Raw genomic sequence first — 26,304 nt, 5'->3', positions numbered from 1 at the left:
ACTCCCAGCCCTCTGCACCGAGTCGCCCGGGAAGGCTCGTTCTCCGCGTCGAGAACGAGCCTTCCCGGGCGACTCGGTGCAGAGGGCTGGGAGTCACGCGAGCATCCGATGCCGACGTGACACCGGCCTCAGCGCCCGAGCACTCCCGCGTACACCGCGAGGTACTCGTCGACCATCCGGTCCACGGCGAAGCGGCGGCGCGCGGTCGCCCGCACGGCCGCGCGGTCGAGGAGTCCGACCCGCTCGACCGCGGCGACCGCCTCCTCCCGTGACGACACCGCGTACCCGGTGACGCCCTCGTCGATGATCTCGGCCATGGATCCGCGGCGGTACGCGATCACCGGCGTCCCGCACGCCATCGCCTCGACGACGGAGAGGCCGAACGGCTCGTCGAAGCCGATCGGATGCAGGAGCGCGAGCGCTCCGCCGAGCACGAGGGCGCGCTCCTCCGGCCCGACCGAGCCGCGGTAGACGACGCGCGTCCCGTCGACGAGCGGCTCGACCTCCTCGCGCCAGTAGCGCTCGTCCTGCACGATGCCGCAGATGAGGAGTCGGCGTCCGGCCGCGGCGGCGATCCGGACCGCCTCCGCCATGCCCTTGTCGGGGTGGATCCGGCCGAGGATCACGAGGTCCTCGCCTCCGGATCCGGCGGGGAAGCCGTCCACGTCGATCCCGTGGTGCACCGTCGCCGCGTAGTCGAGCTCGGGGGAGCGGTCGCTGTCCGAGATCGACACCAGGTGCGCGGTGCGCGGGTGCCGCAGCGCCTCGCGGTAGGCGGGCAGGATCTCGGGCCCCGAGAAGCCGTGCACCGTCGTCACGAGTGGCACGGGCCACTGCGCCGCGAGGGCGAGCGGCAGCCAGTCGAGGTGGTTGTGCACCAGGTCGAACTCGCCGGCGCGGTCGAGGGCCGCCGCGATGTGCAGCGCCTCCCAGACGCGGCCGTCGCGGCCCGACTCGGCGTAGCCCGTCGGAGCGACCGACTCGAGCGCGGCCGTCGTCACGGAGTCGCCGGTCGCGAAGAGCGTCACGTCGACTCCGCGGCGGACCAGCCCCTCGGTCAGGAGGCTCGCGACCTGCTCCCACGGCCCGTAGTGGCGCGGCGGCGTGCGCCACGCGATCGGCGCGAGCATCGCGATCCGCAGCCCGGCCGCCGGGTCCCCGGGTCCTGCGGTCATCGGGCGGCGACGGCCGCGGGGGCCGCCGGGACGCTCGGCCGCGTCGGCTGCAGGCCGGCCCGTCGCACCACGAGCGAGGTGTGCAGGGCGGCGATCGTCGACTCCGCGCCCCGGTTCTCGTTGCGCCCCTGAGGCTCCAGCCCGTCGTACCCGGCGCCGGAGAGCGGATCGACCATCACGGTCGCGGAGTCGTTGACCCCGTGGAACCAGGCCCAGCAGGAGGCGAGGCCCTCGCGCCAGAGCGGATCCTCGTCGAGCGTCAGGGCGCGGGCGCACGCGGCGGCGATGGCGGCGACCTCGATCGGCTGCTGGTCGAAGAGCACTCCGAGCTCGTCGGGCCCGCGGCCGGCCACGCCCGTCACCGAGAGGCGGCCGTCGCGCGATTCGAGGCCCAGCAGGAAGGCGAGAGCGGCGAACCCGCGCGCGAGCAGCGGCGGATCCTGCAGCGCCTCGCCGGCCGCCAGGAGCGCCTCGGGGACGCAGCCGTTGGCGTAGCGCAGGCGCGCCTCCGGCCAGGGCCAGGCCTGATCCGTGCAGGAGAGGAGCATCGGCGCGGCGTCGTGCAGCAGCTGGACCGCGACCAGCGAGTGCGGGCGGACGGCGACGACCTCGACCGCGCCGAGCACCGCGAACGTCATGGCGCGCAGGTCCGGCGAGCGCTCCTCCGCGAGGTGGAGGAAGAGCCGCATCGCGCTGCGGCGGGTCAGCGGCAGCTCGGCGTGCGCGGCCACCACCCCGGCCGCCCAGACGCTGCGGCCCCACCAGTCGCCGAGCGAGGAGGCGTCGGCCCACTCGCCGTCGGGCGACAGCCGGTTGTGCACGGTGCCGTCCGGCTCGGCGGCCGCCTCGAGGAAGCGGAGGTACTGCTCCGTGAGGCGTCGGGTCCGGAACGTCTGCTCCGGCTCCTGCGCCACCACGATCAGGGCGCGCGAGACGTCGTCGACGCAGTAGCCGTGCTCGGGACGGGGCGCGTCGAGCAGCGCGTGCTCGTGCAGCCCGCGCTCGTCGGTGAGGGCGTCGAGGTGCTCGTAGGGGAGTGCCGTCGCGAGGGCGGGCCCCGCGGTCACGCCGCGTGCTCGATGCGGAGGCGCTCGACGAGATCGAGGTAGAGGCCGGCGGCCGCGGGCCAGGAGAGGGCGGCCGGAGCGGCTGCGGGGGCGGAGCCGGCGAGCACCTCGCGCAGCGCAGCGGCCATCGCGGCGGGGTCCTCGTGCGCGACCGTGCGGCCGCGGCCGTTCCCGAGCAGCTCGAGAGCGTGGGGTAACTCCGTCGCGACGATCCGTCGTCCGGCGGCCAGCGCCTCCACGAGCACGCCCGAGGTGACCTGGTTGCGGGAGTCGTAGGGCAGCAGGACGGCGTCGGCCTCGGCGACCGCCGCCGCGAGCTGGGAGGGATCGAGGTAGCGGCCGTCGAGCACGACCCGGTCCTCGAGCCGCAGCTCGGCGATCAGGTCGGCCAGCGACTCCCGGTAGGCCTCGCCGGCGTGCGCGACGACCTTGGGGTGCGTCTGCCCGTAGACGGTGTAATGGGCGGAGACGCCGGCGTCGCGCAGGTCGGCCATTGCGCGGATCCCCCACTCGATGCCCTTGCCCGGGCCGATCAGGCCCCAGGTGATGATCTGCGGATCCGCGGCGGCGGCGGGGCGGGCGGCCGCGTTCCAGACGGGGACGCCGTGCGCGATGACGACGACGCGCGAGGCGTCCACGTCGTACCGGCGCTCGAGGATCTCGGCCGCGACGGCCGTCATCACCACGACCGCGTCGGCGAGGGAGGCGACCCGCTCCAGCACGAGGCGCTGCGAGGGGGTCGGCGTCTCCAGCACCGTGTGCAGGACCACGATCACGGGCACGGCGAGCCGCTCCATCAGCGCGATCACCTCGTCGCCGTCGGGTCCGCCGTAGATGCCGTACTCGTGCTGGATGATCGCGACGTCGCAGGAGTCGAGCTCGGCGGCCGCGCGCGCGGTGCTCGCCGGGTCGCCCGCGACGAGCTCGGCCACGACGCTCGTGCCGGGTGTCGATCCGGGCACGGCGAGCTCGTCCATCACGCGGACGGTGCGGATGCCGGCGCCGTGGTCGTCGGCCAGTGCTCCGCCGAGGGCCTCGGTGAAGGTCGCGAGCCCGCACCGCGTGGGCGGGAAGGTCGACAGCAGTCCTACGGTGGTGCCGGATCGCCGGTGCGCGAGGGGGAAGGGGGACTCCATGCTGACTCCAGCCGCGGGGAGGCGGAGCCTTCCCTGGGAGGGCGGTCCGCGAACGGGCGAGACGACTGCCGGGCGGCACCCCTCGCGGGATCCCTGTCGGATCCGGTCCACGGCCGGAGGACCGGGCATGAGTAGCGTCACCCTAGTGGGGGTGGATGACGATCCGGGGTCGCCCGCGGCGCGGCTTCGCCCGCCGGCCATCGGGGCGCGGGATTCGGCGGTCGGGGGCGGCGGCCTCGATGACGGCCACCAGGAATACGGCCGCGGCGGCGTCGACGTCGACGCAGCGGCGGGTCAGGAGGCCGGCGTCGCGAGTGGCGTCCTCGCGACCGCGCGCGGCGGGGAGGGCCTACTCGAGGAGGAAGGCGCGCCCGTTGATCAGCAGCGTGTCGCCGTCGGTCGCGGCGAGAACGCCGAACTCGTCGACGGAGCGGGTGGAGTCCCCGGCGGTGTCCGAGGTCGCGGCCACAGCGGGAGTGGCTGCGGCGGCGGTGAGGAGGAGCCCGCAGGCGAGTGCGGTGATCACGGTCGTGCGGTTCATCGGCGTCGTCCTTGGCGTCGTGGTGGGCCGCTTCTCGTGGAGGCGGCGGGAACTGGTTCCGAGCCTAGGGCGCCGAGCCCGTCAACGCCCTGGATCGTTCCTTGGGTTCAGCTATGAAGTACCGTGCAGCCATGCCCTGGGGACGCCTCTACTTCGCCGTGCAGGCGCTCGGCGGAGCGGCCTGGTGGGTCGCCGTGGCGCTCGTCCCCGCCGTGCGGACCGCGACGCTCGGCAGCCTCGATCCCGTCCCTGTCGCGGCTCTCGACCTCCCGCTGTTCGGCGGCGCCTCCGCTCTGGCCGCGGCCGGGATCCGCTGGGCGGCCGTCACCGCGACGGCCTGGACGCTCCTCGTCGCGGTCGCCCTGGCCGTCTGGGCCACCCTGACGGGGGAGGCGGGCTGGGGCGTCGTCGCGATGCTCGCCGCGGCGGGCGGCTCCGTCGTCGCGGCGTGCCTGCTCCTGCTCGGCCGGGTGCCCACGCGCTGGATCGCCTCCGGTCCCTTCACCTTCCGCGTCGCGACCGCCGGCCGCCGGCCCGGTTCGCACCTCGCCGCGACCCTGGGGCAGATCGTGGTGTTCTGGGGAGGCGCGCTGGTCGTCATCCCGCTGGTGATCGCTGGGCTAGAGTCGCGCTGGGGCGTGGGCCTCGGAGCGGCGCCGCCCGCGGTCGTCAGCGTCGGCGTCCTGCTGCTGATCGCGGCGAGCGCGCTCGGGATCTGGTCGGGGCTCACGATGTCGCTCCTCGGCGACGGCACGCCGCTGCCGATCGCGATGACCAACCGGCTGGTGATCGCCGGCCCCTACCGCTGGGTCCGCAACCCGATGGCGGTCGCCGGCATCGTGCAGGGAGCGGCGGTCGGGCTGCTGCTCTCGTCGTGGCTGGTCGTGCTGTACGCGCTCCTCGGCGCCGTCGTCTGGAACCGGGCCGTGCGCCCGCTGGAGGAGGCGGACCTCGCCGCCCGCTTCGGCGCCGACTTCGAGCGCTACCGCTCGCGCGTCCGCTGCTGGGTGCCCCGCCGCCCGGAGCCGCTGCCGCGCCGGGGGTAGCCGCTGCCGCGACGCGGTCGTCGAGCGTTCCGCCCCCCGCCGGGACGCCGCCGCCAGGACGGCGACTCGTCGACGAGCGCTGTGTCTCGAGGCGCGGTCCGCTCCTCCGCCCCCACAACGCGCCTCTCGCGACGGCGACGCGCCTCGCCCGCCGACCCCGTCACTCCGCGGTGCGCCCGCGCCCCACCATCGCGGCGACCAGCCCCGCCGACACCGCGGCCAGCGCGACCAGCACCCCGCCCACGCCGAGCGTCCCCGCCACGAGCGGAGTCGCGAGCGCCAGCGCGACACCAGGGAGCGCCAGGCGCGCGGGCATCGGCTGGTGCTCGCCGAGCGGCGCGTGCACCGCCCACAGGGTCAGGACGAAGACCGCGACCGGCACCGCGACGGCCGCGCCGATCACCGTGTCGGACGCCTCGAGGTGGCCCGCGGTCGCAGCGACGGCCGCCTCCAGCCCGGATCCCAGCGCCGCGAGGGCCGCGAACGCCGCGAAGTGCGCGTAGCCCCAGCGGTAGGAGAGGCCGCGCCGCCGCTCCAGCAGCTCGCCGGAGGGATGCGAGAACGACAGCCACCAAAGCGCGAACACGATCACCAGCCCGCAGGCCGCGACCAGCACGAGCGAGGTGCTGACGCCCGCCTCCGTCACCGCCCGCTGCACGCCCATCACCGCCGCGAGGACGCCCTCGCCGAGCAGGATGATCGTGAACAGCCCGTACCGCTCGGCGACGTGGTGCGGATGCCAGTTCGCGTCGCCCGCCCGCTGCGCCCAGAGGGGCACGGCCAGCTCGCAGACGACCAGGAGCAGGAAGCTCACCACCCCGACCTCCTCGGGCAGGAGCAGCCGCAGCAGCCAGCCGACCTGCACGATCGAGAAGCCGACGGCGTTGCGCACGGCGGAGGTGCGGTGCTCCGGAGTGGACACGGCGACGCGGATCCACTGGCTCACCAGCGCGAACCGCATGATCGCGTAGCCGATGGTGATCGCCCGGTAGTCGCCCTCCTCGAAGCCGGCCGGCACTCCCGCCGCGAGCACCAGGACGCCGCCCTTCTGGGCGAGGGTCAGCAGCCGGTAGGGCACGTCGTCGGTGTCGTACCCGGAGGCGAACCAGGTGAAGTTCATCCATGCCCACCAGATCGCGAAGAACACCATGCCGAAGGGGAGGAGCCCTTCGGCGAGGTGCCCCTCCTCGGTGGCGTGGGCGAGCTGCTGGGCGATCTGCGCGATCGCGACGACGAAGGTCAGGTCGACGAGCAGCTCGAGCGGACTCGAGACGCGGTGCGCCTCGTCGATCGCGCGCGGCTGCATCCGCACGCGGAGGGGGTGCGCGGGGGAGGCGGGCATGCGCTCATCCTGCACCTGGAGGGCCGCTGCGCGAGTGCCGCGCCCGCCTCCCGCGACCCTCGGCGCCCGCCCTCGCACCGAGTGTCCAGAAGTCGTCGCACTCGAGCGCGAGTGCGACGACCATCGGACACTCGCGGTCGGCCGGACCTCGCGGGGCCGGGCTCACACTCGCCGGGTACGTCGCAGCCGCGCCCCGCGCCGGCCCGCGCAGGGCCCCCGCCTACGATGGGTCGGGATGTCCCCCGAATCCGCGCTCGCCGCCCCGACCCGCGCGTCCCCGGGCGCCCGGCGGTCGCGGCGCGGGCCGCTCCTCGGGCTCGCCCTGGTCGCCGTCCTCGTGGCGACGCGCCTGCTCGCCCCGGACGCGGCGGGCGACGCCCTCTCGGACGCGGTGCGCGACTTCCTCACCCTCTCGATCAGCGTCGTCATCGAGTCGCTGCCGTTCGTCTTCCTCGGCATCGTCCTCTCGATCGCGGTGCAGCTGTGGGTGCCCGAGGCCGTGCTGCTGAGGATCCTGCCCAAGCGGGCGCTCCCGCGGCGCCTCGTGATCTCGCTGCTCGGCGTGCTCCTCCCGGTCTGCGAGTGCGGCAACGTGCCGCTCGCGCGCGGGCTGATCGTCAAGGGCCTCTCGGTGTCGGAGTCGATGACGTTCCTCCTCGCCGCGCCGATCGTGAATCCGATCACCATCGTCACGACCTACCAGGCCTTCGGCTGGGCCGACGGGATCCTCGTCTGGCGCATCGTCGGCGGCTTCGCGATCGCGAACCTCGTCGGCTGGATCTTCAGCCGCCACTCCGAGCCGATGAGCCTGCTCACCGACCGCTTCCGCGCGGCCTGCGAGGCGGGCGAGCGGCCCTCCCGCTCCCTCCGCGACCGCTCCCGGCGCAGCGTGCTGCTGTTCGCCGAGGAGACCGGGGCGATGATGCCGGCGCTGTTCGTCGGCGCCGCCATCGCGGGGCTGATCCAGGTCGGCGTCTCGCGCGACGTGCTGACCACGCTCGGCGGCGACCCGCTCTGGTCGGTGCTGGCGCTGATGGTCCTCGCGTTCGTCATCTCGATCTGCTCGAACGTGGACGCGTTCTTCGTGCTCTCGTTCGGCTCCACGTTCCTGCCGGGAGGCATCATCGCGTTCCTCGTCTTCGGCCCGATGATCGACGTCAAGATGCTCGCGCTGCTCCGCACCACGTTCTCGGCCGCGACGCTGGTGCGCGTCACCGTGCTGGTCGCCCTCGCCGCGGCCGTGCTGGGACTGGCGGTGAACTATGCGCTCTGAGCGCCTCCTCGCCCGCTGGAAGGGCGTCGTCCTCAGCCTGATCGGCGTCGTCTCGACCCTGTGGCTCGCGGCGACCGGCCGGCTCGGCCTCTACATCCACCCCCGCTACTTCGAGTTCTCGGTGGTGCTCGCGGTGATCGCCGGCGTGCTGCTGATCGCGGCCTTCGCGGTGGTGCCGCGAGCGGAGGAGGACGAGCACGAGCACGAGGACGACGTCGAGCACCTCCACGCCCCCGCGCCCGCCCGCCCCTGGCGCCGGGTGGTCGCGGTCGCGGCCGGAGTCGCGGTGATCGCCTCCGCCGCCGTCGCCCTGCTCGTGCTCCCGCCGGCCGCCCTCACCGCCTCGACCGCGACGCAGCGCGAGGTCAACACGAGCGCCGTCGACGCCTCCGTGACCGCCGCGGCGCCCACCGGCGACACGGCCTCCTTCAGCGTGCGTGACTGGGCGACCCTGCTGCGTCAGGGCGCGAGCGAGCAGTTCCTCGCCGGCCGCACGGCGACGGTGAGCGGATTCGTGACCCCCGACGCCTCCGACCCCGAGAACGTCTTCTACATCGCCCGCTTCGTCGTCACCTGCTGCGCGGTGGACGCGCAGCCGGTGGGCGTGCCGGTCTACCAGGCCGGCTGGGCCGACACCTGGTCGGAGGGGCAGTGGCTGGAGGCGAGCGGCGGTTTCGGCGCGAACCCGAGCGTCACCAGCGCCGAGGCGGTCGTGCTGGAGCCGGAGGCGCTCACTCCGATCGACGAGCCGGCGATGCCGTATGTCTACTGAGCGCGACGCGAATCCTGAGCGCGGCGCGTCTCCGGAGGACGGCGCGTCTCTCGAGGACGGCGCGTCTCCGGAGCGCCGCACGTCGGCGCAGAGCGGGCGACGGGCCGAAGGCGGCGCGCGGCTCGCTCCCGGCCTCCGCCCTGCAGGCGCCTCCCGCTTTCCGCGGCTCTTCTGGGCGGTCGTCGCGGTGCTCGTTCTCGCGGTCGGAGGCCTGACCGCCGCCACCGTCGCGAAGGGGCCCCGGGTCGCGTCCCTCGAGGTCAGTACCGACGGCGTGGTCGAGCGCGACGGCTCCCGAGCCCGCCTGCACCTCGACCAGGCGCTCGAGCCGGATGCGCTCGACCGCGTCCGCGTCGCTCCGGACGCCCCGCACACCGCCGAGCTCGACGGCGGCGTGCTCACCGTCACCTTCACCGACACCCTCCGCTACGCCACCCGCTACGAGATCGGGATCGACGACGCCCGCAGCGCCGCGACCGGCTCGGCCGCCGACGTCTCCGCCTCCTTCACCACGAAGGACCCCGACCTGTTCACCCTCGACCGCATGGCCGACGACCCCTCGCAGCCCGACGCCGTCCGCGTCCGCCCGCTCTCCGGAGGCGACGCCCGGGTCCTCGTCACGGCCGACCGGATCCAGGACTACGCCGTCGTCGGCCCGGTGCTGGTCGTCGTGACCATCGAGCCGGACGACACGAACCTCCTCCGCACGGTCACGCTCGACACCGGCTCCGAGGGCGTGATCCCGCTCCCCGGCCCCGGGACCGTGCGCGAGCTGCACTCCTCGCCCGAGAAGGGCGTGCTCGGCTGGACCTTCACCGGGCAGGCGCCGTCGGGCCCGCTCGACCGCGCCCTCTACTCCTACGACCTCACCGACCAGAAGGCCGAGGCGGTCCCCGTGCTCGGGATAGACGGCGGGCCGCTGCGGGCGCGCGACTGGATGTTCGTGCCCGGCACCACCTCGGTCGTCACCCACTCGCTCGACGACACGGTGCTCCTGCTCGACCTGCTGACGCCCGGCTCGATCAGCCCGCTCGGGCAGCACGCGGAGCTGCGCGGATTCGTGCCCGGCGCGAACCGGCTCGTGGTCGCCGATCCGGAGTCGGGCTCGCTGATCGACCTGGCCGACGGCTCGGTCGAGACGCTCGCCCTCCCGCCGGCGGATGTGAGCGCGACCGCGTCGCCCGTGCAGATCCTGCTCCTCGACTCCGGGAGCTACGTCGAGCTCGAGGCCGAGTACGCACCGGAGACGGGCGCGACCCAGTACTCCGTCGTCCGCGTCGACGCGTCCGGCACCTCGGAGGTGTTCCGCACCTCGCCGACGGGGCGCATCCGCGGCGTCTGCCTCTCGCCGAACGGGCAGTACCTCGCCGTCGAGACCGTCTCGGTCGAGGGCCGGCCGGACGACTACCCGGGCGAGCCGGGCTTCAGCGCGACCTCGACCGTGCTCGTCGACCTCGGCACCGGCGACACCGCGCGCAGCGTCAACGGTCGCTCGCGCGACTGGTGCGCGTAGGGGGCTGGGCTGACGACCGGCTCGTCCACCTGACTGATTGCTGGCGGCCCGGAAGTAGAGATTCGGAAATCTGTCGGTCTGTTAATACCGGACTTCGAGGCTATTGCCTGCAGTCTCCGTTTCGCACATCCAAGGCCGCGATGCGGCCCAGTCTCCGAGTTGCCCGGCTCAGGATTCATCCCTCGACGTAGCGTTCGCAGTCGCCCGAACCGTGCAGATCTGCCGGATCGGCGCAGTGCAGGAGTGACCAGCTGGCGCCCACGCCCGTGGGCTCTTCAAGACCGTTGTGGCGATCGAACGCTGTCGTCGTGTACACGTCGACGCCGTCGATCGAGCCTCCGACGAACGCGAATGAGACAATTGGGTCGCCTTCGGTGGTCGGTGTGCTCCACGCCAGTTCCGCCTCGTCTCCCGCGATAGCGGCGGTCGCGAGGCATGCTCGAGCCGTGCTGGGCAGGTCACTTCCTTGTTCAAGAACGTATTCGCCGCAGCTCGAACCGGCGTCGCTACCGGCGACGACGCCGCCAGCATCAGGGAGGCTCCGAGCGGCGACGATCGGATCGCCATTCGGCGCTCTCGACGCGGGTTCAGGTGCAACCGCCGAACAACCGCTGGCAACAGTGAGCACCGCGATCGCGATCGCAGCTGCCGTAAGGCGGTTCATCCGCCCACCGTAGCCGCCAGCGCCGCCTGCCAGCCAAGTAATCAAGCGGGAGGGCCGGCGCTGCCCGCCCGTGAGGGGCGACCCCCTCACGCTCCCCGGTGTCCCGTTCCGGGGCGCGAGCTGCACTCGCGCAGCGGCGACGGAGCGCCGCCAATGGGAGGCCGCGATGCGGCCCGTTCCACCCGTTTTCTTCACCTCTCCGCGGTTTCAACCTATTTCGCTCCACCGGCTGCGTGCCACCGATCCCGGACGCGCCCTGCGGGCTTATTTCGCCCGTGATCGGTGTCACTCCGCCGCCTCCACTCGAACGGTTTTCCCCGCCGGAGAGGCAAAGAAAAACGATCAGCCAGAGGGAGCACCCACACCATGCAGACCACCACCGACTTGCAGACCACCACGAAGACCTACCTCACGCTCGGAGGCACCCGCGCGGTCGACGTCCGCGTCGTGGGCACCGACCCCACGACGACGCCCTCGGTACACGTCACCCGCCGCAAGTCCGGGGTCTGGGAGGCGTGGCACTCCGACCAGCTGCACGGCATCACCAGCGGCTCGTTCCGCCACTGCGTCGCCCGCGCCCGCCGCGCAGCGATCTGCCGCGTCGCCCCGTTCCTGAACCGCTGAGAGGACCACACCATGACCCGCACCGACACCGGCCGCGCGAGCGCCGACCAGCTCGCCCTCATCCTCGCGACCAGCCGCGACGAGGACCCGGAGAACGCCACCGCGACCGACGTGGAGATTCTCACGCACACCCGCAACACGCTCGGACTGCCGGGGGAGTGTGGACCCGGCGGGATGCCTGTCTACGACGACGGCACCGCCGAGGCCGCCGCGTTGATTGCGTTCCTGACGCCCGCCGAGTAGCGCGGGGGAGGGGCCGGCCTTCGGGCCGGCCACGAGGGGCGATCCCCTCGCGCTCCCCCGTGTTCCGCCGGAGGCGGGACGCGAGCTCCGCACGCGCAGCGGTGACGGAGCACCGCCGGCGGGAGCCGCTACGCGGCAGGTCCTTTGCTCGCCTGGTTGCTGGCCTGGCTCACGCTCGGCATCGCGTTCCTCGTGGGACACGCGGTCATGCGTGGTCATCGGTCGCGAGGAAGTCAGACCTCCGGCGCCCAGATGTCGACTACGCCGGCCTGCAGGCGCATCTCGCCGAGTTTCAGTTGCTTGCGAAGACGAAGCCGGGTGTAGGGAACCAGGACCACCAGCGCGATGCCCTCCCGATGTTCCGACTCGACTCGGATGGCATTATCGCTCCCGCTGATCGTGACCACGCTGACGTACGCGACCGCCCGTAACGACTGCCGGTTCTCTCTGCTCGCACGCCGGAGCTCGTCGAGGTCCGCCTGGGACGAGTTGTTCCCGCGACCCGGCTCCGGCCCCACCATGCTCAGAACGCTGCGCCCGTCGGTGTCGATCGAGGCGGAGAACGGGCCGAGCTCACCGCGCTTTCCGAGAGCCTCAACGGCGCGGGTCATCGTCAGATCGAGCAGGCCGTCGAGATCCTCTTGCGCTTCGGCTGACGCCGTCTCACGCCACATCATCATGTGCACAGAGTGTCACGGGCCGCTTTCTCGCGCCGGACGGAACTGCGGTCGCGCAGACGGTCAAAGCCTCACCCGTCTCCCCGTTCGGGGGCGCGAGCTCCGCTCGAGCAGCGGCGCCGGAGCACCGCCGGCGGGAGCCGCTGCGCGGCGCGATTCAAGGTTTTCTTCACCTCATCGGGAGCGCGATCTTCCTGGAATCGGATCGTCGTGGAGGCCGCGGGCGTCTTCCAGGTCGTCAGGCGGGCTTGTGAGTTTTCAGGTGAAGGCCCGTCGCGTGACCGTTCGATCGCTCGAGTACCGTGCGCAGCGGGATGCCACGTCGCCGCGCGTGGGGCACGCGGCCGAAGTCGTCGTGGCGGGTCCAGCGACGGTGCTTCCACTCTTCGCGGCTGATGTCCATCCGGAGGTGGCGTTCACACCACTGGGCGGCAAGATCAGCCAGCGTCTCCGGCGTAATCGGGGCGCCGCGCACGGTGAGGTCGCGGATCGGGTCGCTGCCGTAGTCGTCAGCGACGAGATCGCGTATACCCCACGACCCCTCCAGCTTGGGCATGCCGTGGTCGTCCTCCGCGCATTCCAGCCATAGAGCGGTGAAGTCCCCGGACAAGCCGGGAACCTGGATCCCGCACCAGACCTCATCGAGTGAGGCGTCGAAGGTGGTGTCGGCCGGTCGTACGTCCGTGTCCCACTCGGCCGCGCGTAGCCTCAGACGCGCCACGAACGCGCCGAGGAAGACGCTCATCACCGGCGACTCCTCGTTCGAGAACCACTCTTCCGCTGCCACCCGCCGATTATGCGTCACTCCCGAGGACCTGCTGGGTACAGCTCCTTCACGAGTACCGCATGCCGAGGGGTGAAGGACGTGATGACGTCCGGGTCAGCGCCGTGGCGCGCGATCGCGCCGTCGCCGATGAAGAGCTCGGTAGGCCGGTATCCGAGGCCGCCTTTGAGGGGCGATCCCCTCACGTTCCCTGGGGAGCGCTGCTTTAGTGAAAGTTGGTCGTGGAGGGCGCAGGTGCCTTCCACGATTCCTCCTGGTACGAGTGCGGGTCGTGAGCCTCGTGTGGCGGCTCTCCGAACGGATCCTTTGGCAGCGCCGTAGGCGCTGTGGTGAACTTCGCGCGGAGCGATGCGGCGATGGAGCGAATGCGGTAGATCACGGCGTTCATGTCGTTCTCCCGTTCGGGGTGATCAAGCGTCACCTGCCCGAAGCCTACCGACGCCGTTTTTCCGGCGGGGCGCTTACAAGACGGAATGGGAACTCGGCGCCGAAGCGAGCTGAGCACTGGCAACCATGGTGAACATCGCCTAGGTCGCCGAGTATTAACCCACTACGGCCGTCTCCCTGTGCGCCGACGGCAACGGCACAGGACGAAGGCGGGCAACCCCGAAGGGCAGCCCGCCTTCGTTGTGATCGGCGCCCAGCAGCGCCTCTTGGGTCGTCTTACGGCGCGAGGATGTAGGACATGCCCACGACGTCCTGCACAGTCCGGGCGTTGAAGTTGCCGGGTCCAGCTGCGCCGTTCATCTCGGTGATGTTGATGTAGAGACCGTCGGACCGCTGCTCGACAGAGTCGACCCAGGCAACGTGGCCGTAGGTGGAGTCTGCGCCTTGCACGCCGGGCTCGAAGACAACGATGCTGCGGGCCTGAGCATCGAGGACCGTGGACCAGCCGTTCGCTGCGGCGCTGGTGTCCCAGTCGAGGGCGTTGCCGTAGATCGCGGGACGCAGTCCAGTCGCTTCGAAGAACTTCTCCTTCGCACCCCAGGTGCACTGACCGGTGGCGCCGCTATTGCCGGCCTCCGTGACTCCGGTTGCCCGACCGGAGTCGGCGACGGTGGTGGTCGTCTGAGTGGTGGTGTCCGCGAACGCGGGCGCCGATCCGATGAACGGTGCCGCGATAGTGAGCGACGCTGCGAGCATGCCCGCGGCCAGGCGAGGGCGACGGAGGCTTCGTCCCTGGTGGTTCTGGTGGTCGGCCGAGCTGGTTTCGAATTCGTTGCTCGTGCTGGTGCGCATGATGTACTCCTTCGTCTCTTCTTGCTTCCCTTGAACACCTTCCACGCTGCCACTCAAGCAGAGCCCATAACGAGATTGGAGGAACCGGACACCTCGCATCCACCGGGTACACAGGGAATGTCGAGGCCGCCGAAGCCTCTCTGCAACCTCCGAGACGGAGCGCCCGATCTAGTCGGCATTGTCGTCAAGAAGCTGCGGCACCGTGCGGATGTCGACTCGACGTCGACGGGTCGGCTGATGCTGAACATGCTCGCCACGCCCGCGGAATACGAGCGGGAGCTCATCGTCGAACGCGTCAACGCTGGCATTGCGGCCGCATGTGCGAGCGGAACGCGCTTCGGCCGTCCCCTACCGGATCCTGCGGTAGTTACGGACAAGCTCGCGATCGTCGCGGACGCGCGAGCGCGTGGGCGCACTGCGAGGCGTCGCGTACCGTCGGCTGGAGTCGTGCCTCCCTGTATCGCCATCAAGCGGACGCCGCTCGCCGCGCAGTTGCGGGAGAGCAGGCAGCGTCTTAGTAGGGGATGGGGTACCGGTCAGCGCAGCTTCGGCGCGCGGACCTGCTCGCCGGGCGCGCTCAAATCGGATACCCGAAGCAGCGTTCGATCCAGCTCGAGTTGCTCATCACGCGCGGTCCGTCGTATCGGGCCCAGAGCGTTTCTTCGGCAGTGACTGTGAAGTTCACGGTGTCGAGGGCTGCCCGTATCGGTGACAAGTCCTCTGGTTCGACCAGCGCATCGAACTCCTCGCGTGTATACGCTTCCTGGGCTTCGAGGGCAATGAAGCAAAGGTCCCCGTGTCGGCTGATGCAGATGACGAGGTTCGCCGAAGTGCGGTTTGCTGCACCGTCGACCGTGACGTGCGTGAAGGTAGCGGAGTCCTGCCATTCCCAGGGACGATCCGCCGTTACAGCACTGGGAAAGCTCTCATCGAGCAGTGCGACGAGGGCGTCCACCTTTGCCGCCAGTCGCTGACCGTCGAAGTCAACCGGCTCATCGCCGGGCCCAGGGGTGTCCAGCTCGCGCAACCGCCACTCAAGCGCGATTCCCTCTAACCACATGCCTCAAGTCTCTCCCTAGCTGTAGTTCGGCGCCTACCAGAGCAGTGCCGAAGAGGGCGCACGGGTATTTCATCGGAGGATGGTCCAGCGGGTGTCCGGTAGGGGATGGTTCAGCGGTCGCTCATCAAGCTCTTCCGGCTTGGGAGAGGGCGTCCGGCTCAGCTGTCGTTGGACCCGGCCCGAACACGGAGCCAAAACGCCGCTTCCCACGCCGCAGGATCACGGTCGTAACGCTCCGCCTCAGTGACGTACTTGTCATGTGCGCGCTGCGCGGACTCGTGGTTCCACCCCCTGATCGCGACGTCGTTGAGGAGCTGCCCACCGAAGTGCACGATCTCGTCTCGGTAGTCACCCATCGCCTCGTTCATCCACTCTCCGTGGTCGGCGGCCTGCGTGTGAGTGGCGAGATACGCGTTCCATCGCGCGTCCAGCTGAGCCCGAAACGGGTCCGGGTCGCGGTCGGGGGATGAAGACTGCTCCATGACCGGAACCCTACGACTCGGTCTTCGGCCGCATCGTTCTCGTCCCCGTGGCGAGCGAGAGGCGGAGGAGGACCGCCCAATTCCACAGGGGTGCTTCAGCAGGTGGACGAGGGCGGTCCTAAGATTCGGGGGTGGGCATCACCATTCCTCGCATGGCCGCGACGATCGAGCGGCGTCTTCTCGTCAACTTCCGGGTGGACCCCGTCGTGACTGAGTCTCTGCTGCCCGAGGGGCTCCGTCCGCAGATCGTCGACGGGAGCGCGGTGGCGGGCGTCTGCCTGATCCGGCTGGGAAATTTCCGGCCGATGTGGGTCGCACCGAGGATCGGCCACCGGAGCGAGAGTGCGGCCCATCGAGTGGCTGTCGAGTGGGACGTGCCCGACGGGATCCGGACCGGAGTGTTCATCCCGCGCCGGCACAGCGCTTCGCGTCTCGCCCAAGTCGCGGGTGGGCGGGTGTTCCCGGGCGTCCATGAACGCGCTCGGGTGAGATCCGTCGAATCGGACGACGACCTGAGTGTGACCGTCGACGCCGCCGATCTTCGTGTCGCTGTCGACGCCCACGTTGTCCCGCCCGAGACGTTCACGAGCTCACTGTTCGCCGACCTGTCCGCGGCGTCCGATTTCTTCCGGAAGGACGCTGTCGGCTGGTCGCCGACGCGAGCGGGGCGGCTCGAGCCGCTTCGGCTGGACACCCACGCCTGGCGCGTGGAAGCGGCTCGCACGACGCGTGTCCAATCGAGCTTCTTCGACGCGCTCCCCACCGGCTCCGCTTCGTTCGACCACGTACTGGTCATGCGGGATGTCCCGGTGGTGTGGAGCAGTCTTGGAGAGGCTGCGCCTGCCGCTCGGCCTTGACCGGCGGGTGCGGAGCATGCGGTCACCCATCCTCCGCGGCTTGGTCGGCGGACGGGTGCGGAGGGGTCACCGTTCGGCGCCGCGCTGTCCTTTGAGTGCCCTTTCGCCAGCGGCCGCCCGAGCTGGATGCGCGCCAGCGCAGGTACTGGCGAAGCCGTATTGCCGGTGCGTACGGGGAGCGGCTATTTGTCGCTCTGGCGATGGCTCGTTAGTTGTTCGTAGGCTCAGCGTGTGAGGAGTCAGGGGAAAGCGCGTGTGTCGCGTCGATGCCTACTGCTGTGGGGTGCGGCCGTGGTCGTGGTATTCATGCTGGTCGCGGTGATCGCGCCGTCTGTCGCGACTCGGCTCAACGAGATTGACTTCGCCAGTCGGCCTGAATTTGAGAACTGGGCCGACCCAAGCCGAGGCACGGTCGCCCTCGGGTTCGCTTGGGGTGTCGCCGCGGGTGCGCTGACGGCCGCAGTCGCTTTCGCATCGAAGCTCCGGCGAGCAAGGCGGACGAGCGCGATCTGACGTCCCGTAATGGGATCCTGCTCCGGACGTCGGTGATGACACTTTGGCGCGTTCATGCTCGGCTTCGTCTCGCGGGCGGCCACACTGAGACATGGACACCTCGCCAGCTTCTGAGCAGCCCGATCCGCCGGTTGCCTTCGTCTCATATTCCTGGGCATCCGAAGAGCACATCGCCTGGGTCGCGGACCTAGCTCGGCGATTGCGTGCCAATGGAGTTGACGTTCATCTCGACCGCTGGGATGTGCGTCTCGGGCACGACCTGAACTTGTTCATGGAGCGGTACCGCGCTCCGTCGGCCCGCGTTCTAGTCGTGCTCTCGGATGATTACGGCCCGAAGGCCGACAATCGCGGCGAACAGCCTTCTGGTGTTGGCACGGAGACGACCATCGTCTCCCCGACCGTCTACCGCGACTTGGGAGGCAATCGAGTCATTCCTGTGGTCCCAGACTCCGGGACAGTGGCGGGGAAGCCTGTCCCGCCTGCATACCTGGACGGCAGACAGTGGATCGACTTCCGAGACGAGCACGAGTACGCATACGAGCGGCTGCTCCGAGACCTGCACGGAGTCCCGATCGAGGTTGCTCCCGCGCTGGGACGCAACCCGTTCGTCGGTGCAACCGAAGCTCAGGCCAGGACTGCAATCCGAAACGATCCCGCTCGTTGGCACGACGGGCGGACCCGTGCAGCGATCGAGGTGAACCTCAACGAGAACTCCGGCCACTTCGCCATCGGAAGCGACGAGGCCCGCTTCGAGCTCCAGTTGGACTACCTATCCGGCGGCCGTCCCCGACCGGACGGAGAAAAGCGCGTGCGCCATTACAACGATCACATCGGCAGCATCGGACTGATCGCTGCGGACGCAGATCAGGCGGAGGCGTTCGTCGACCTCGCCACCTTGCCGATGTCCAACCGAGTCGAGGTGACTGCTCCGGGCGACGTGTTGGTCATGGTCAACCGAGAGGGCTACTGGGCGCTCCTTATGCACGATGACGTGGTCTTCCGGCCTGGCTTCAACGGTTTCGAGGCCGTGTCGCAGTTCCGCTACGTCATCGCTGCCGATCGGACGACCGCTCTGACGCCGGACGATCTACCACCCAGGGCAGAGCAAATCGCACAATAGCTCGACCGGACGACAGTGGTTGGCAGCACATCAGGAGCATTCCAAGGGGCGTCCCGTTTGAGGATGGTCCAGCGGTCTCTCCGGAGTCACTGTGCACCGCGCTGACGAGATCGTGCTCTCCCACAGGATGCTCCAGGCGCTGATCAGCGCTGCTACCGCTAGGACCACGAGCACTGTGACCGCCACTGACATTCGTCGCATCCAGATGGACCAACCTAGCCGTGAGCCGTGCCGGCGCTTCGCTGTGTAGGGCTTCACACCTCAGTGACGACCGCAAGCGGTGGGGCGACGCGCAAGGTCGCGGCGCCGCCCCGGGTCTCGAGGACGTCGACGCGGCCTTTGTGCGCGCCAGTGTCCCGTGTGGGGATCGGCTAACGAGACCGCGTGCCGTACAAGGCGCGCTTCACCCCCCGCCGTTCACTCACCGAATGAGCGACCAAGCTGTGCCCGTCGACGTTCTGCGCGTGCACGGTGCGTCACCGCTGGCGCGATGATGTCGCGCTCGTCGTGGAGGGCGATCCGCGCGTGGTGTCGGTTCATCTCGTCGCTGTCCTCTGCGATGAGTTCGATTGCTCGTCTGGGTCGGTCGGCGCGGAATAGTACTGCCCAGCGCACCTCGACCGACCGGTCGCGCGCCAGCCGGAGCAACTGCTCGTCATTGGGGTACTGGAGTCCGCCCTCTGCGGCTCCGGCGCGGACGGCGCGATCACGGTCGGTGATGAGACGCTCCATCTGTGTCAGGGAGATGCGGGGGTTGCGCGCACACATGCCGCGGACAACCGGTGACGGGTCGGTGAGAAGCGACTCGAAGATCTCCAAGTCGTCGGTGGTCTGAGCCGTCCGGCCACGAGTCTCCCCGAAGGGATCCGCCGCGAGTGTTCTCTGTACCGCAAGGGCGAGCGACCTTTGGTCGTCGTCCGCGTACAGGTGGGCAAGGATCGCACGGACCCACTTGTCCGTTGATTTCGCCGCGATCTCGTGGAGTTGCGGGCGTTCACGAAGGCTGGTGGCAGCGGCGAGGCGCACGGCGTCGACGTCATCAGCGAGGAGACGCCCGATCGTCAGGTCATCCGCAGCGGCGTTCTCGGCAACAGCGATGCGCACCGATTTCGACTCGTGCCCGGCGAGTGCCCGCAGGAGCACAGCGTCCACCGACGACTCTGCCTGAAACTTTGCCGAACGAATTGAGGGCATGACCACGATCATGTCAGCAGGCGTCGCGGTCGATGCGGGGGAACCAGTCCCGTACCAAGGCGGTAGGAGTTTCAGTCTCGATAGCCGATGCTTCACCGGGACTTCCAAGCCCCCCCGAGCGCCTAGCGGGGGATGCGACTGCGAGCCGATGGCGCCACAAGGGAGAGGATCTCAGCGACCGCAACGAGCCTCCCTCCTTCGGCAATAGCGAGCATCCCTCCAGTTTTCACATTCCTCGCGGCGATCTTGTGGGATAAAAAGTCGAGCTTCCATTGCTCGGCCGAGTCGGGCTTGACGCGTTGCATGATCACACTAAAGTGTTCGCTGCGACCGATGTGTCGTGGCTTCAGGTGTACCGCGAAGCAGTTCACGGCATAGACGCCCCCGGGGCCCGTTACGGCGTCCGCCGGCCTCGGGCGAGAGCCACTCGATCTTCGCGAAGGCGAAGGGCTGGTCGACATCTCTCATGCGCGGACAGTACCGCCGAGCGGATCCCTCCCCAGATTCTTCCCACCGATCAGGTCGGCTGTCGCGAAGAAAACCCACGGGGATGGACGCCCCTGCGGAAGCGTGTCGCGGTCCCTCGAGCGACTGGATCCCACCTCGCGTCATTCGGTCGATGGGCTCACATCGAACAGGAACACTGAGTTGAAGCGGAACTCTTTCACGGGGCTGTTCTCCCACGCTTGCCCGGCGGAGCTCAGCAGCCGACGGAAGGTCGCTCGTTCCAGCGGCTCATCGGCGAGGATGAACGCGGCGTGCTCGATGACGGTCAAGTAGGAGAAGGCCTGGAACCAGGACAGGTCGCGAATGTACTCGTGAAAGGCCGGCCAGTTCTCCACTGTGGTGGGGAACGAGAAGTGACGGCCGTAGACGTCCCAGAGTTCGTCGGCCGTGCGCATCGCCCGCGCGTCGAGACGGACGAGGCCGCCGTCGTCCTCTGCCGACTCGATCGCGGTGTCGAGGTCGGAGCTCGGCCCGAGTGCATCGAACACCCAGGGCCGCCCTGTGAATGCTGGCATGACACGGATGATCCTCTTCTGCCGGGAGCACCGCACGCCGGACGGCTGCAACCGTTCTGTGCCGTCCCGTATGGGGATGGCTTAGAGAGATGCTGAGAGCATCCTCTGCTGCTGGAGCAGGTGGCTTGGGTTCACCTCGCCCAGCGACGCAGCTGGCGCAGCGTCTTGCGGTCCGTGTGAACGAGGCCGACGGTCGGGTGGAACCGGAATTGAGGTGGGGCCTCGACCAGTTGCAGAGCAGCGCGTGCAGACTCTCGTACGGCGTCGACGTCGCGCTTGATCGTGGCCGCGCTGATGCGCGCTAGATGCCACCGGAAAATCTCGGACGAGAGTTGGAAGCCGACCTTAGCCGGCCACGAGTCGAGGTGGGCGATGGCCTCCTCGACGTCTCCTGGTCCCCTCCGGGTGAGCAGCACCTCGGCGGCGGCGATGGGTATCGAGCCCGATGTTCCGTTCAAGGTCGGGCTTTCCTCTATTGCCGTCCGGTACTGGTGCAACGCCTCCTCGGCATCGCCGGTCTGCACAGCGATGTTTCCGAGTAGCTCGCGACTATGCGCGCGCTCAGCGGCCCAACTGTGCTCGGAGTAGTTCACTGCTCGGGTGAGCAGGGATCGAGCAGCGTCGATCAGGCCTGCGTCGCGAAGAGCTATGGCTTTGATTTTGAGGTACTGCTGACGGTTGTGCGGTCGGGCTCGGCTGAGGCGTCGTTCGAACTCGTCACGGTCCGTGGCATCCCATCCGGGATCGCGGTACCAATCATCTGCCACCTTCGAGATGATCCTCTGCACGGCGTTGCGCGAGCAAGGCCAGACGTTCCGAGCACAGCGTTCCGTATGGGGATGGTTGAGCGGGTCGCTCTCGCTCCGGGGGCACTCGGACGCTCCTCTGGCCTGCTGGCATCGGGGCGGTCGGCCCCGCTGAGAGGGGGAGCGGCGGGCAATCACATCGATCAACGATCGAGACCTGGCCGCCCCCTCGACGAAGCGCTGCCGTCGTACAGTCTCGTCATGGGTGCACTGGTTCGGCGTCGCGTGCGGTGGTGGTGGCTCGCGGTTGCGTTCGTCGCTCTAGTCGCGGTGGTCCTTCTTGCCGGTGACCGGTCGGGGAGCTGCGCGGAGTACGTGAACTCGTCGGGCGTCTGCACCAGCGTCCATGAGGATCCTCGTACCTGGGTCCTCGTTGGGATCGGTGTTCTGATCATCACCGGCGCGCTGTATGGAGCGTTTCGACGTCGGTAGCCGAGCCTCGGAAATAGAGCGTGGCCGTGTTCCGTAAGAGGATCGTTGAGCGGTCACCCGAACGCCGATCAGTAGACCGATGCACGCCGCATTGCTACGGCGAGACGATAGAACCCCTGAGAGTCACCGTCTGTCACCATTCGTCGCCAAGCTTGCGGAGACCGTTGTCTTCCGGCAGGGTCTGGCGCGAGTAGTCGTGCAGAACGTCGGGCGACGCAGTTTCGCGTCCGTCACGTTCAGCTTGGCGGATGGCCGCGATGACGACGCATGTCACAGCCACGATCAACGCCGCAGCAGTCGTCAACGTCATCCATATCGGCTGAACGGTTGACCCATCCGAGCACAGCGGGTTCCAGAGGAACCCCTCTCCCGTCAGGCTGCCTCCGCCGCGGGTCCTGCACGTCTCGCTCGGGTCCCACATGTAGATGGAGGCTACGGCTCCCACGGCGGCTGCAAGCCCACCGAAAACCAAGGCGAGAACGATGGGCGTCGCTGCACTCGGTCGCGGGGGCTCTCCAACGTTCATCGGGACATCATGCACCGCGCTCCACCAGATTGATCAAGAGCCGGAACGTCAGGCCCGGTATCGAGTGGCCCGCGTGGAGGTCATCGCGCCGCGACGGTGAGGTTCAATTCTTCGCCGACGCGCAGAATTTCGTCGGAAGGGAAGCGGAACGGGTTGAGGTAGAACAGGTCGTCGGCCGTCATGCCGAATCGTGCCGCGACGTCCTCTGCGAGGTCGTTGCGAGCGACCGCGTACGACGTCAGCACTCCGTCCGTGGACGACACCTCGCCACGCGCTGCTGCACGTGGGCCGGCGTCCCGGGCCACGAGGGTGCTGCGCTGCGGCTCCACGTTCCACTGGACGTCAGCGATGGCAAGGATTTTGGTTGAGCAGTCGGGGTCATCCTGCGGGCGGGTCGTGAGAACGAGTTGATCGATCGCTGTCGGGTCGCCGCGGAACTCTGCGAGGTTCCGCCACGCCTTGTAGGGCTTCCCTGACTCCGCGTCCGCGAGACGCATCGGGAAATCGACGTCGAAACAGGTGGTACCCGCGTCGATCGGATCGAGCGCTCCCATGACCGCGACGGAACTGGAAGACGCGGTGGGGATGACGAGCTCGTCGGATGTCAGGGCCAGCCGGCCGTCCGCCGCGCTCAACTGGACGGCGCCGGTTGTCCCGTCGTTCCCGGTGAAGGTCGCTACGCCTAGGTCGCCGGTCAGTGGAGAGGTGGAGCCGTCTTCGGTGTTCGTCGCCGGTGGCGGAGTCGGTGGTGCAGGCTGCGCCGTGCATCCCGTCACGACCGCCAGGCATGCCGCGACCGCGACCGTGCTGCGCACTTTCGAGAACGTCCCCACCGGCTCAGGTTAAGCGACGTCACCGCTTTCCTCGTGGTCGCGTCTCGGCCTGAAATGCTCAGCACGGTTCGGGAAGGGGAACGTCTGTCGCGGGCCAGCAGGAAGCCCAACGGCTCCTAGGCTGACCCGATGAGTTCCCCGGCACCGACCCGCCCATTCGTGGGTGTAGCGCGCATCGCCGTCGGTGCAGCCGCGGTCTCGGTGATCCTCCACACCTACGCGCTGAGCATCGTGGCCGGCGACCCGAATCCGTTCGACTACTTCGGCTACTTCACGAACCAGACCAGCCTCCTCGCGAGCGCGGTGCTCATCGTCGCCGGATCGGTCGCGCTCGCCCGCCGTCCGACGCCGGTGTGGCTGAGCTACGTCCGCGGCGCGGCGACGGCCTACTCGATCGTCGTCGCCGTGATCTACAACACCCTCGTTCCCGGTACCGGGACGGCTCCGCCCTGGGTCAGCGCCGTCCTGCACGTGGTGCTCCCGGCGCTCGTCCTCCTCGACTGGATAGTCGTCGCCGACCGCGGACCGCTCTCCTGGCGCCGGCTGTGGGTGGTCCTGCCCTACCCGATCGTCTGGGTCGTCGTCGTGCTCGTCCGCGGAGCGACCGACGGGTGGGTGCCGTACGGCTTCCTGCTCCCCGAGAACGGCGTGCCGTCGCTCGTCCTGCACGTCGCCGGGCTGACCTGCGCGGTGCTCCTCGCGGGCGCGCTCGTCTGGGCGCTGAGCCGACGCCGCACCTTCCACCTCATCTAGTTGATGTCCCAGCGGAGCAACTTCTTGACTCAGCTCAGTTCACAGATCAGACACTCACCCGCAGGTAGGGGCGCTGACCGGCCGCGGCGATTCAGGCGAGTGTCGAAGCGAGATCCTCGACGAGGCGGTGCACCTGCTCGGGTGACCATGCCTCGAGCTCGGACGACGCATCCTCCCACTGCCGCGCTGCGGCGGCACGACCCGTCTCACCTGCGGCGTCTAGCGCGCCACCCAGGCCGGTGCTGACTGCGATGACGAAGCTCTCGTAGTCATCGGTCGCCGCAACCGGCTGGTACTGCGCCGCGGGAACCTCGAGCGCTGGTGTCGAGGTCAGGATGCCTTCGAGCTCCCAGAGTTCGGTCGGATCTATGTCGCAGACGAGACCGTCCGATCCCGACAGCGCCGCGCCCGCCTCTTCATCGGAACCAGCACCAAACACACTCGCAAGAATTCCCATAGCAGTCAGCGTCTCACGTAGCACCCAGCGTCTCACGTGGCACCCAGCGGTGCGCATGTGGCGGGGGACACGCGGTCGTGCTGTGCTACCTCACCTACGCCGAGGAACCAGGTCCGCAGGCTTCGCACGGCGGCTAGCGGAAGCGGTGACCCACCGTTCGTAGCACTGGAACAGCTGAATCGCGCCGACGGCTGAGACGACAAATCCGATCAGAATTCCCACGAGCAGGACTGGGCTGAGCTGGCCCCCTGTCTGATTCAAATCTGCACGAACGCCGGCCTGAAACTGCAACAGCGAGCAGATCACGGCGATCACAACACCCGACGCGAGCAGGCTCGAGCCCTTGAGCACTTCCACCATGACCACCCTCGGTCGTGAAACTACCGCAGAGTCTCCCACCCGACACCGCCTCGACCCTTATGGAGATCGTTCAATGGGCCGCTGCCGGCGGGTGTTGATCTCAGTCGCGCTGTGCGTCGCGGCCGAGAGCAGGGCGACACCGCCCCCCCGCCGGGCTGTCGCGTGCGGCGTCAGCTCAGCGATGGCAGGATCTGGCTGGCGAGTGGCAAGCGCGCTAGGTCTCAGGCGGGTATTCTCCGCGCGTGGACCTGAATGACCGATCGAGCGCGGAGTTGGAAGAGATGATCACGGCAGTGTGCCGTCGAGTGCGTCGACGAGCGCGGGCCAGTTTTGACTTCGGTCTGGCGGCCGGTCTCGCGGGAGGCTTGCTGCTGGGCAATCTTTTCTTCGGGGGCCCCTCCACGCAGGCTCTTACCCCGATTTCCGTCGGCTTGCTCGTCATTACGGCGCCGCTCGCGGTAATCGCTACCTACATGAACACGGTGAGGCGTGCCCCGGACTTACAAAGCATCCATGACCTGCAGGAGATTCTCTTGCGCCGAGAATCTGCTTCCTGAGCGCGCCAGGTCCACATCGAATCGTTAGGCTTCTCACCTGCTGTCTGACGCCCCTCCTCTCGGCCGCGGTTGTTAACCAGTAATAGGGTCGGCTGGTGGTCGTGCCGTGCCGTCATACTGAGCACGTGTCCATCAGTTCGCGGGTGTTGCGTTACGCATCCGCCTATGCGCTACTGCTCGTCGTCGTCGCGATCGTGTTGCTGAACACGTGGCCCGACTTGTGGGACGAACCACTCGTTCTCGTCGTCCTCGTTCCACTCATGGTCATGGCAACGGCTTACCCGAGCTTGCGTCACCAGCTTCCTCCTGAGAGGAGCGTGCGCGAAGGGCAACAGGAGGGCCGTTCCATCCGCGCCGCTGCGTCCAAGGGCGCTCACTCCGCTGACCTAGAGCCGGACGAAGCGCCGGGGCTTTTCGACTCGCCCGCTCGCCAAGCACTCATGGCAGCAACAGTCACCGCCGCCGTGGTGATCGTGCTGGCTCTCATCAGCGTCGTGCAACCGGCGCTAGATCGAGGGTGACGTCACTGTTGCTCCTGGGGCCAGGAACGTCCCGTTACGGGATCGTTGACCGGCAGAGGGGGCGCTGCGCTATGTCGTCGCTCGTTCTTCCTTCGACTCGGTGATGAGCTCCTGCTTGCGTTCGGCTCTGAGCGCGACGACGGTTCCCGCGAGAGCGAGTGCGGCGGCTGCGGTGAAGAGGGCGGTGGCGTCCCACCTGTAGTGACGGATGGTGATGCCTGGTGAGGTCTCGCTGGCTGCGTAGGTGCAGGACAGGCCGAGCGGGTAGAGGATCTTCTCGCCCGATACGCGGCTGGAGTAGAGGTCGATCTCGTCGGGGTACTCGCTCTTCTGGCACTGGATGGCGGCCGGTTCCCAGCCGGACTGGACCCAGCCGGTCGTGTGTGTGAGAAGGGCGACTGGGGTCCCGATCACCATCGCGAGGATGCCGAGCGTCTTCGCGGTCCGCAGTTCCAACCCGTCAGAGTAGGGCGGACACCACCCACCACGCGCGTCCCGCAAGGGGATCGTTCACCGGTCGCGTATGCAGCTACGGGCAGCGGTAGGTCTTCGCGAAGTCGGTTGCCGTGAACTGCCTTCCCTCGGTCATCGAGTTCAGTGACGGGCAGATGTCGTTGTTGTGTGCCGCTACGAAGGGGGTGGCTGATTGTGGGACGCAGCCGTAGTCCTGGTCGGGCTGGTCGAGGATGCGCAGCTGACCTGTCTCCCCGGCGGC

31 protein-coding genes and 1 pseudogene are annotated in these 26,304 nt (G+C 69.0%); 12 read left to right on the top strand and 20 right to left on the bottom strand.

The window, feature by feature from the left end:
- Positions 1-128 precede the first annotated feature (128 nt).
- From C5B92_RS15395 to C5B92_RS15380, 4 genes are all read right to left on the bottom strand, one after another.
- Positions 129-1,175, bottom strand: coding sequence for a glycosyltransferase family 4 protein (locus tag C5B92_RS15395; protein WP_258061569.1), 1,047 nt, complete (start codon positions 1,173-1,175; stop codon positions 129-131).
- Entirely contained in the window at positions 1,172-2,242 is a 1,071-nt protein-coding gene (locus tag C5B92_RS15390; protein ID WP_181028854.1) for a glycosyltransferase, read from the bottom strand. The genes C5B92_RS15395 and C5B92_RS15390 overlap by 4 nt, the downstream gene beginning before the upstream one ends.
- On the bottom strand, positions 2,239-3,378 hold the full coding sequence (locus tag C5B92_RS15385) for a glycosyltransferase (RefSeq protein ID WP_104256365.1): 1,140 nt from the start codon (positions 3,376-3,378) through the stop codon (positions 2,239-2,241). Before C5B92_RS15385 ends, C5B92_RS15390 begins: the two co-directional genes overlap by 4 nt.
- A 349-nt stretch (positions 3,379-3,727) precedes the next feature.
- The gene (locus C5B92_RS15380; protein WP_104223384.1) at positions 3,728-3,919 is read right to left on the bottom strand and encodes a hypothetical protein; all 192 of its coding nucleotides are present in this window, start codon (positions 3,917-3,919) and stop codon (positions 3,728-3,730) included.
- Positions 3,920-4,050: 131 nt separating this feature from the next.
- Between C5B92_RS15380 and C5B92_RS15375 the strand changes: the two genes are divergently transcribed.
- Entirely contained in the window at positions 4,051-4,965 is a 915-nt protein-coding gene (locus C5B92_RS15375; RefSeq protein WP_104256382.1) for an isoprenylcysteine carboxylmethyltransferase family protein, read from the top strand.
- Positions 4,966-5,125: 160 nt separating this feature from the next.
- Here the strand turns inward: C5B92_RS15375 and C5B92_RS15370 are convergent, their stop codons facing one another.
- Positions 5,126-6,307: a low temperature requirement protein A gene (locus C5B92_RS15370; protein WP_219814248.1), complete on the bottom strand. Its 1,182-nt coding sequence runs from the start codon at positions 6,305-6,307 to the stop codon at positions 5,126-5,128.
- A gap of 235 nt (positions 6,308-6,542) precedes the next feature.
- Here C5B92_RS15370 and C5B92_RS15365 point away from each other — a divergent pair, with 235 nt between their 5' ends.
- From C5B92_RS15365 to C5B92_RS15355, 3 genes are all read left to right on the top strand, one after another.
- On the top strand, positions 6,543-7,580 hold the full coding sequence (locus tag C5B92_RS15365; RefSeq protein WP_104223382.1) for a permease: 1,038 nt from the start codon (positions 6,543-6,545) through the stop codon (positions 7,578-7,580).
- Positions 7,570-8,352 carry a TIGR03943 family putative permease subunit gene (locus C5B92_RS15360; RefSeq protein ID WP_104256364.1) on the top strand — a complete coding sequence of 261 codons (783 nt, stop codon included), beginning with the start codon at positions 7,570-7,572 and terminating at the stop codon, positions 8,350-8,352. Before C5B92_RS15365 ends, C5B92_RS15360 begins: the two co-directional genes overlap by 11 nt.
- 187 nt (positions 8,353-8,539) lie before the next feature.
- On the top strand, positions 8,540-9,865 hold the full coding sequence (locus C5B92_RS15355; RefSeq protein ID WP_104326949.1) for a hypothetical protein: 1,326 nt from the start codon (positions 8,540-8,542) through the stop codon (positions 9,863-9,865).
- 175 nt (positions 9,866-10,040) lie between these two features.
- On the opposite strand, the gene C5B92_RS17035 is transcribed toward C5B92_RS15355, so the two are convergent.
- Complete coding sequence (locus C5B92_RS17035) at positions 10,041-10,529, bottom strand: hypothetical protein (protein WP_146079357.1); 489 nt, start codon at positions 10,527-10,529, stop codon at positions 10,041-10,043.
- Positions 10,530-10,895: 366 nt separating this feature from the next.
- On the opposite strand from C5B92_RS17035, the gene C5B92_RS15350 reads away from it, so the two are divergent.
- Positions 10,896-11,153, top strand: a complete 258-nt coding sequence (locus C5B92_RS15350; protein WP_104256635.1) for a hypothetical protein — start codon at positions 10,896-10,898, stop codon at positions 11,151-11,153.
- A 12-nt stretch (positions 11,154-11,165) separates the two neighbouring features.
- Positions 11,166-11,396, top strand: coding sequence for a hypothetical protein (locus C5B92_RS15345; RefSeq protein ID WP_104256634.1), 231 nt, complete (start codon positions 11,166-11,168; stop codon positions 11,394-11,396).
- A gap of 233 nt (positions 11,397-11,629) precedes the next feature.
- Here C5B92_RS15345 and C5B92_RS15340 read toward each other — a convergent pair whose 3' ends face one another.
- From C5B92_RS15340 to C5B92_RS15330, 3 genes are all read right to left on the bottom strand, one after another.
- On the bottom strand, positions 11,630-12,076 hold the full coding sequence (locus tag C5B92_RS15340) for a hypothetical protein (protein ID WP_104256633.1): 447 nt from the start codon (positions 12,074-12,076) through the stop codon (positions 11,630-11,632).
- Between the two features lie 235 nt (positions 12,077-12,311).
- Positions 12,312-12,860 carry a hypothetical protein gene (locus C5B92_RS15335; protein ID WP_146079356.1) on the bottom strand — a complete coding sequence of 183 codons (549 nt, stop codon included), beginning with the start codon at positions 12,858-12,860 and terminating at the stop codon, positions 12,312-12,314.
- A gap of 660 nt (positions 12,861-13,520) precedes the next feature.
- Positions 13,521-14,096 carry a CHAP domain-containing protein gene (locus C5B92_RS15330; protein WP_219814279.1) on the bottom strand — a complete coding sequence of 192 codons (576 nt, stop codon included), beginning with the start codon at positions 14,094-14,096 and terminating at the stop codon, positions 13,521-13,523.
- A gap of 213 nt (positions 14,097-14,309) precedes the next feature.
- Between C5B92_RS15330 and C5B92_RS15325 the strand changes: the two are divergent.
- Positions 14,310-14,614, top strand: a pseudogene (locus C5B92_RS15325) (recombinase family protein); the annotation flags it as partial.
- A gap of 59 nt (positions 14,615-14,673) precedes the next feature.
- Here the strand turns inward: C5B92_RS15325 and C5B92_RS15320 are convergent.
- Both C5B92_RS15320 and C5B92_RS15315 read right to left on the bottom strand, forming a co-directional pair.
- Positions 14,674-15,156, bottom strand: a complete 483-nt coding sequence (locus C5B92_RS15320) for a hypothetical protein (RefSeq protein WP_104256631.1) — start codon at positions 15,154-15,156, stop codon at positions 14,674-14,676.
- A gap of 158 nt (positions 15,157-15,314) precedes the next feature.
- Positions 15,315-15,638: a hypothetical protein gene (locus tag C5B92_RS15315; RefSeq protein WP_104256630.1), complete on the bottom strand. Its 324-nt coding sequence runs from the start codon at positions 15,636-15,638 to the stop codon at positions 15,315-15,317.
- Between the two features lie 152 nt (positions 15,639-15,790).
- Between C5B92_RS15315 and C5B92_RS15310 the strand changes: the two genes are divergently transcribed.
- Positions 15,791-16,495 (top strand): DUF2071 domain-containing protein, encoded by a 705-nt coding sequence (locus tag C5B92_RS15310; protein ID WP_219814278.1) that lies wholly within the window; start codon positions 15,791-15,793, stop codon positions 16,493-16,495.
- Between the two features lie 604 nt (positions 16,496-17,099).
- Positions 17,100-18,128, top strand: coding sequence for a toll/interleukin-1 receptor domain-containing protein (locus C5B92_RS15305; protein ID WP_104256629.1), 1,029 nt, complete (start codon positions 17,100-17,102; stop codon positions 18,126-18,128).
- 417 nt (positions 18,129-18,545) lie between these two features.
- Here the strand turns inward: C5B92_RS15305 and C5B92_RS15300 are convergent, their stop codons facing one another.
- From C5B92_RS15300 to C5B92_RS15280, 5 genes are all read right to left on the bottom strand, one after another.
- Positions 18,546-19,322 (bottom strand): hypothetical protein, encoded by a 777-nt coding sequence (locus C5B92_RS15300; RefSeq protein WP_181028853.1) that lies wholly within the window; start codon positions 19,320-19,322, stop codon positions 18,546-18,548.
- A 608-nt stretch (positions 19,323-19,930) separates the two neighbouring features.
- Positions 19,931-20,344: a barstar family protein gene (locus tag C5B92_RS15295; protein WP_104256627.1), complete on the bottom strand. Its 414-nt coding sequence runs from the start codon at positions 20,342-20,344 to the stop codon at positions 19,931-19,933.
- 131 nt (positions 20,345-20,475) lie between these two features.
- Positions 20,476-21,111, bottom strand: coding sequence for a hypothetical protein (locus tag C5B92_RS17030; protein ID WP_146079355.1), 636 nt, complete (start codon positions 21,109-21,111; stop codon positions 20,476-20,478).
- Between the two features lie 604 nt (positions 21,112-21,715).
- Positions 21,716-21,892: a hypothetical protein gene (locus C5B92_RS17430; protein ID WP_181028852.1), complete on the bottom strand. Its 177-nt coding sequence runs from the start codon at positions 21,890-21,892 to the stop codon at positions 21,716-21,718.
- Positions 21,893-22,188: 296 nt separating this feature from the next.
- Positions 22,189-22,941, bottom strand: coding sequence for a hypothetical protein (locus C5B92_RS15280; protein WP_104256624.1), 753 nt, complete (start codon positions 22,939-22,941; stop codon positions 22,189-22,191).
- A 159-nt stretch (positions 22,942-23,100) separates the two neighbouring features.
- On the opposite strand from C5B92_RS15280, the gene C5B92_RS15275 reads away from it, so the two are divergent.
- Entirely contained in the window at positions 23,101-23,694 is a 594-nt protein-coding gene (locus C5B92_RS15275) for a Pr6Pr family membrane protein (protein WP_258061566.1), read from the top strand.
- Between the two features lie 91 nt (positions 23,695-23,785).
- On the opposite strand, the gene C5B92_RS15270 is transcribed toward C5B92_RS15275, so the two are convergent.
- Positions 23,786-24,151, bottom strand: coding sequence for a hypothetical protein (locus C5B92_RS15270; protein WP_104256622.1), 366 nt, complete (start codon positions 24,149-24,151; stop codon positions 23,786-23,788).
- 90 nt (positions 24,152-24,241) lie between these two features.
- On the bottom strand, positions 24,242-24,511 hold the full coding sequence (locus tag C5B92_RS15265) for a hypothetical protein (RefSeq protein ID WP_104248173.1): 270 nt from the start codon (positions 24,509-24,511) through the stop codon (positions 24,242-24,244).
- Between the two features lie 242 nt (positions 24,512-24,753).
- Here C5B92_RS15265 and C5B92_RS17025 point away from each other — a divergent pair, with 242 nt between their 5' ends.
- Positions 24,754-25,068 carry a hypothetical protein gene (locus C5B92_RS17025; RefSeq protein ID WP_146076581.1) on the top strand — a complete coding sequence of 105 codons (315 nt, stop codon included), beginning with the start codon at positions 24,754-24,756 and terminating at the stop codon, positions 25,066-25,068.
- A gap of 125 nt (positions 25,069-25,193) precedes the next feature.
- Complete coding sequence (locus tag C5B92_RS15255) at positions 25,194-25,589, top strand: hypothetical protein (protein ID WP_104256621.1); 396 nt, start codon at positions 25,194-25,196, stop codon at positions 25,587-25,589.
- A 69-nt stretch (positions 25,590-25,658) separates the two neighbouring features.
- Here the strand turns inward: C5B92_RS15255 and C5B92_RS15250 are convergent, their stop codons facing one another.
- Together C5B92_RS15250 and C5B92_RS17425 are read right to left on the bottom strand one after the other, a co-directional pair.
- Positions 25,659-26,045: a hypothetical protein gene (locus tag C5B92_RS15250; RefSeq protein WP_146079354.1), complete on the bottom strand. Its 387-nt coding sequence runs from the start codon at positions 26,043-26,045 to the stop codon at positions 25,659-25,661.
- A 73-nt stretch (positions 26,046-26,118) separates the two neighbouring features.
- A partial coding sequence (locus tag C5B92_RS17425) for a hypothetical protein (protein WP_181028851.1) occupies positions 26,119-26,304 on the bottom strand: 186 nt, incomplete at its 5' end.

Source organism: Rathayibacter sp. AY1A4, assembly GCF_002930955.1.
GTDB lineage: Bacteria > Actinomycetota > Actinomycetes > Actinomycetales > Microbacteriaceae > Rathayibacter.
The sequence above is the reverse complement of the archived record's forward strand: the minus strand, read 5'-3'. Positions and strand labels throughout refer to the sequence as shown.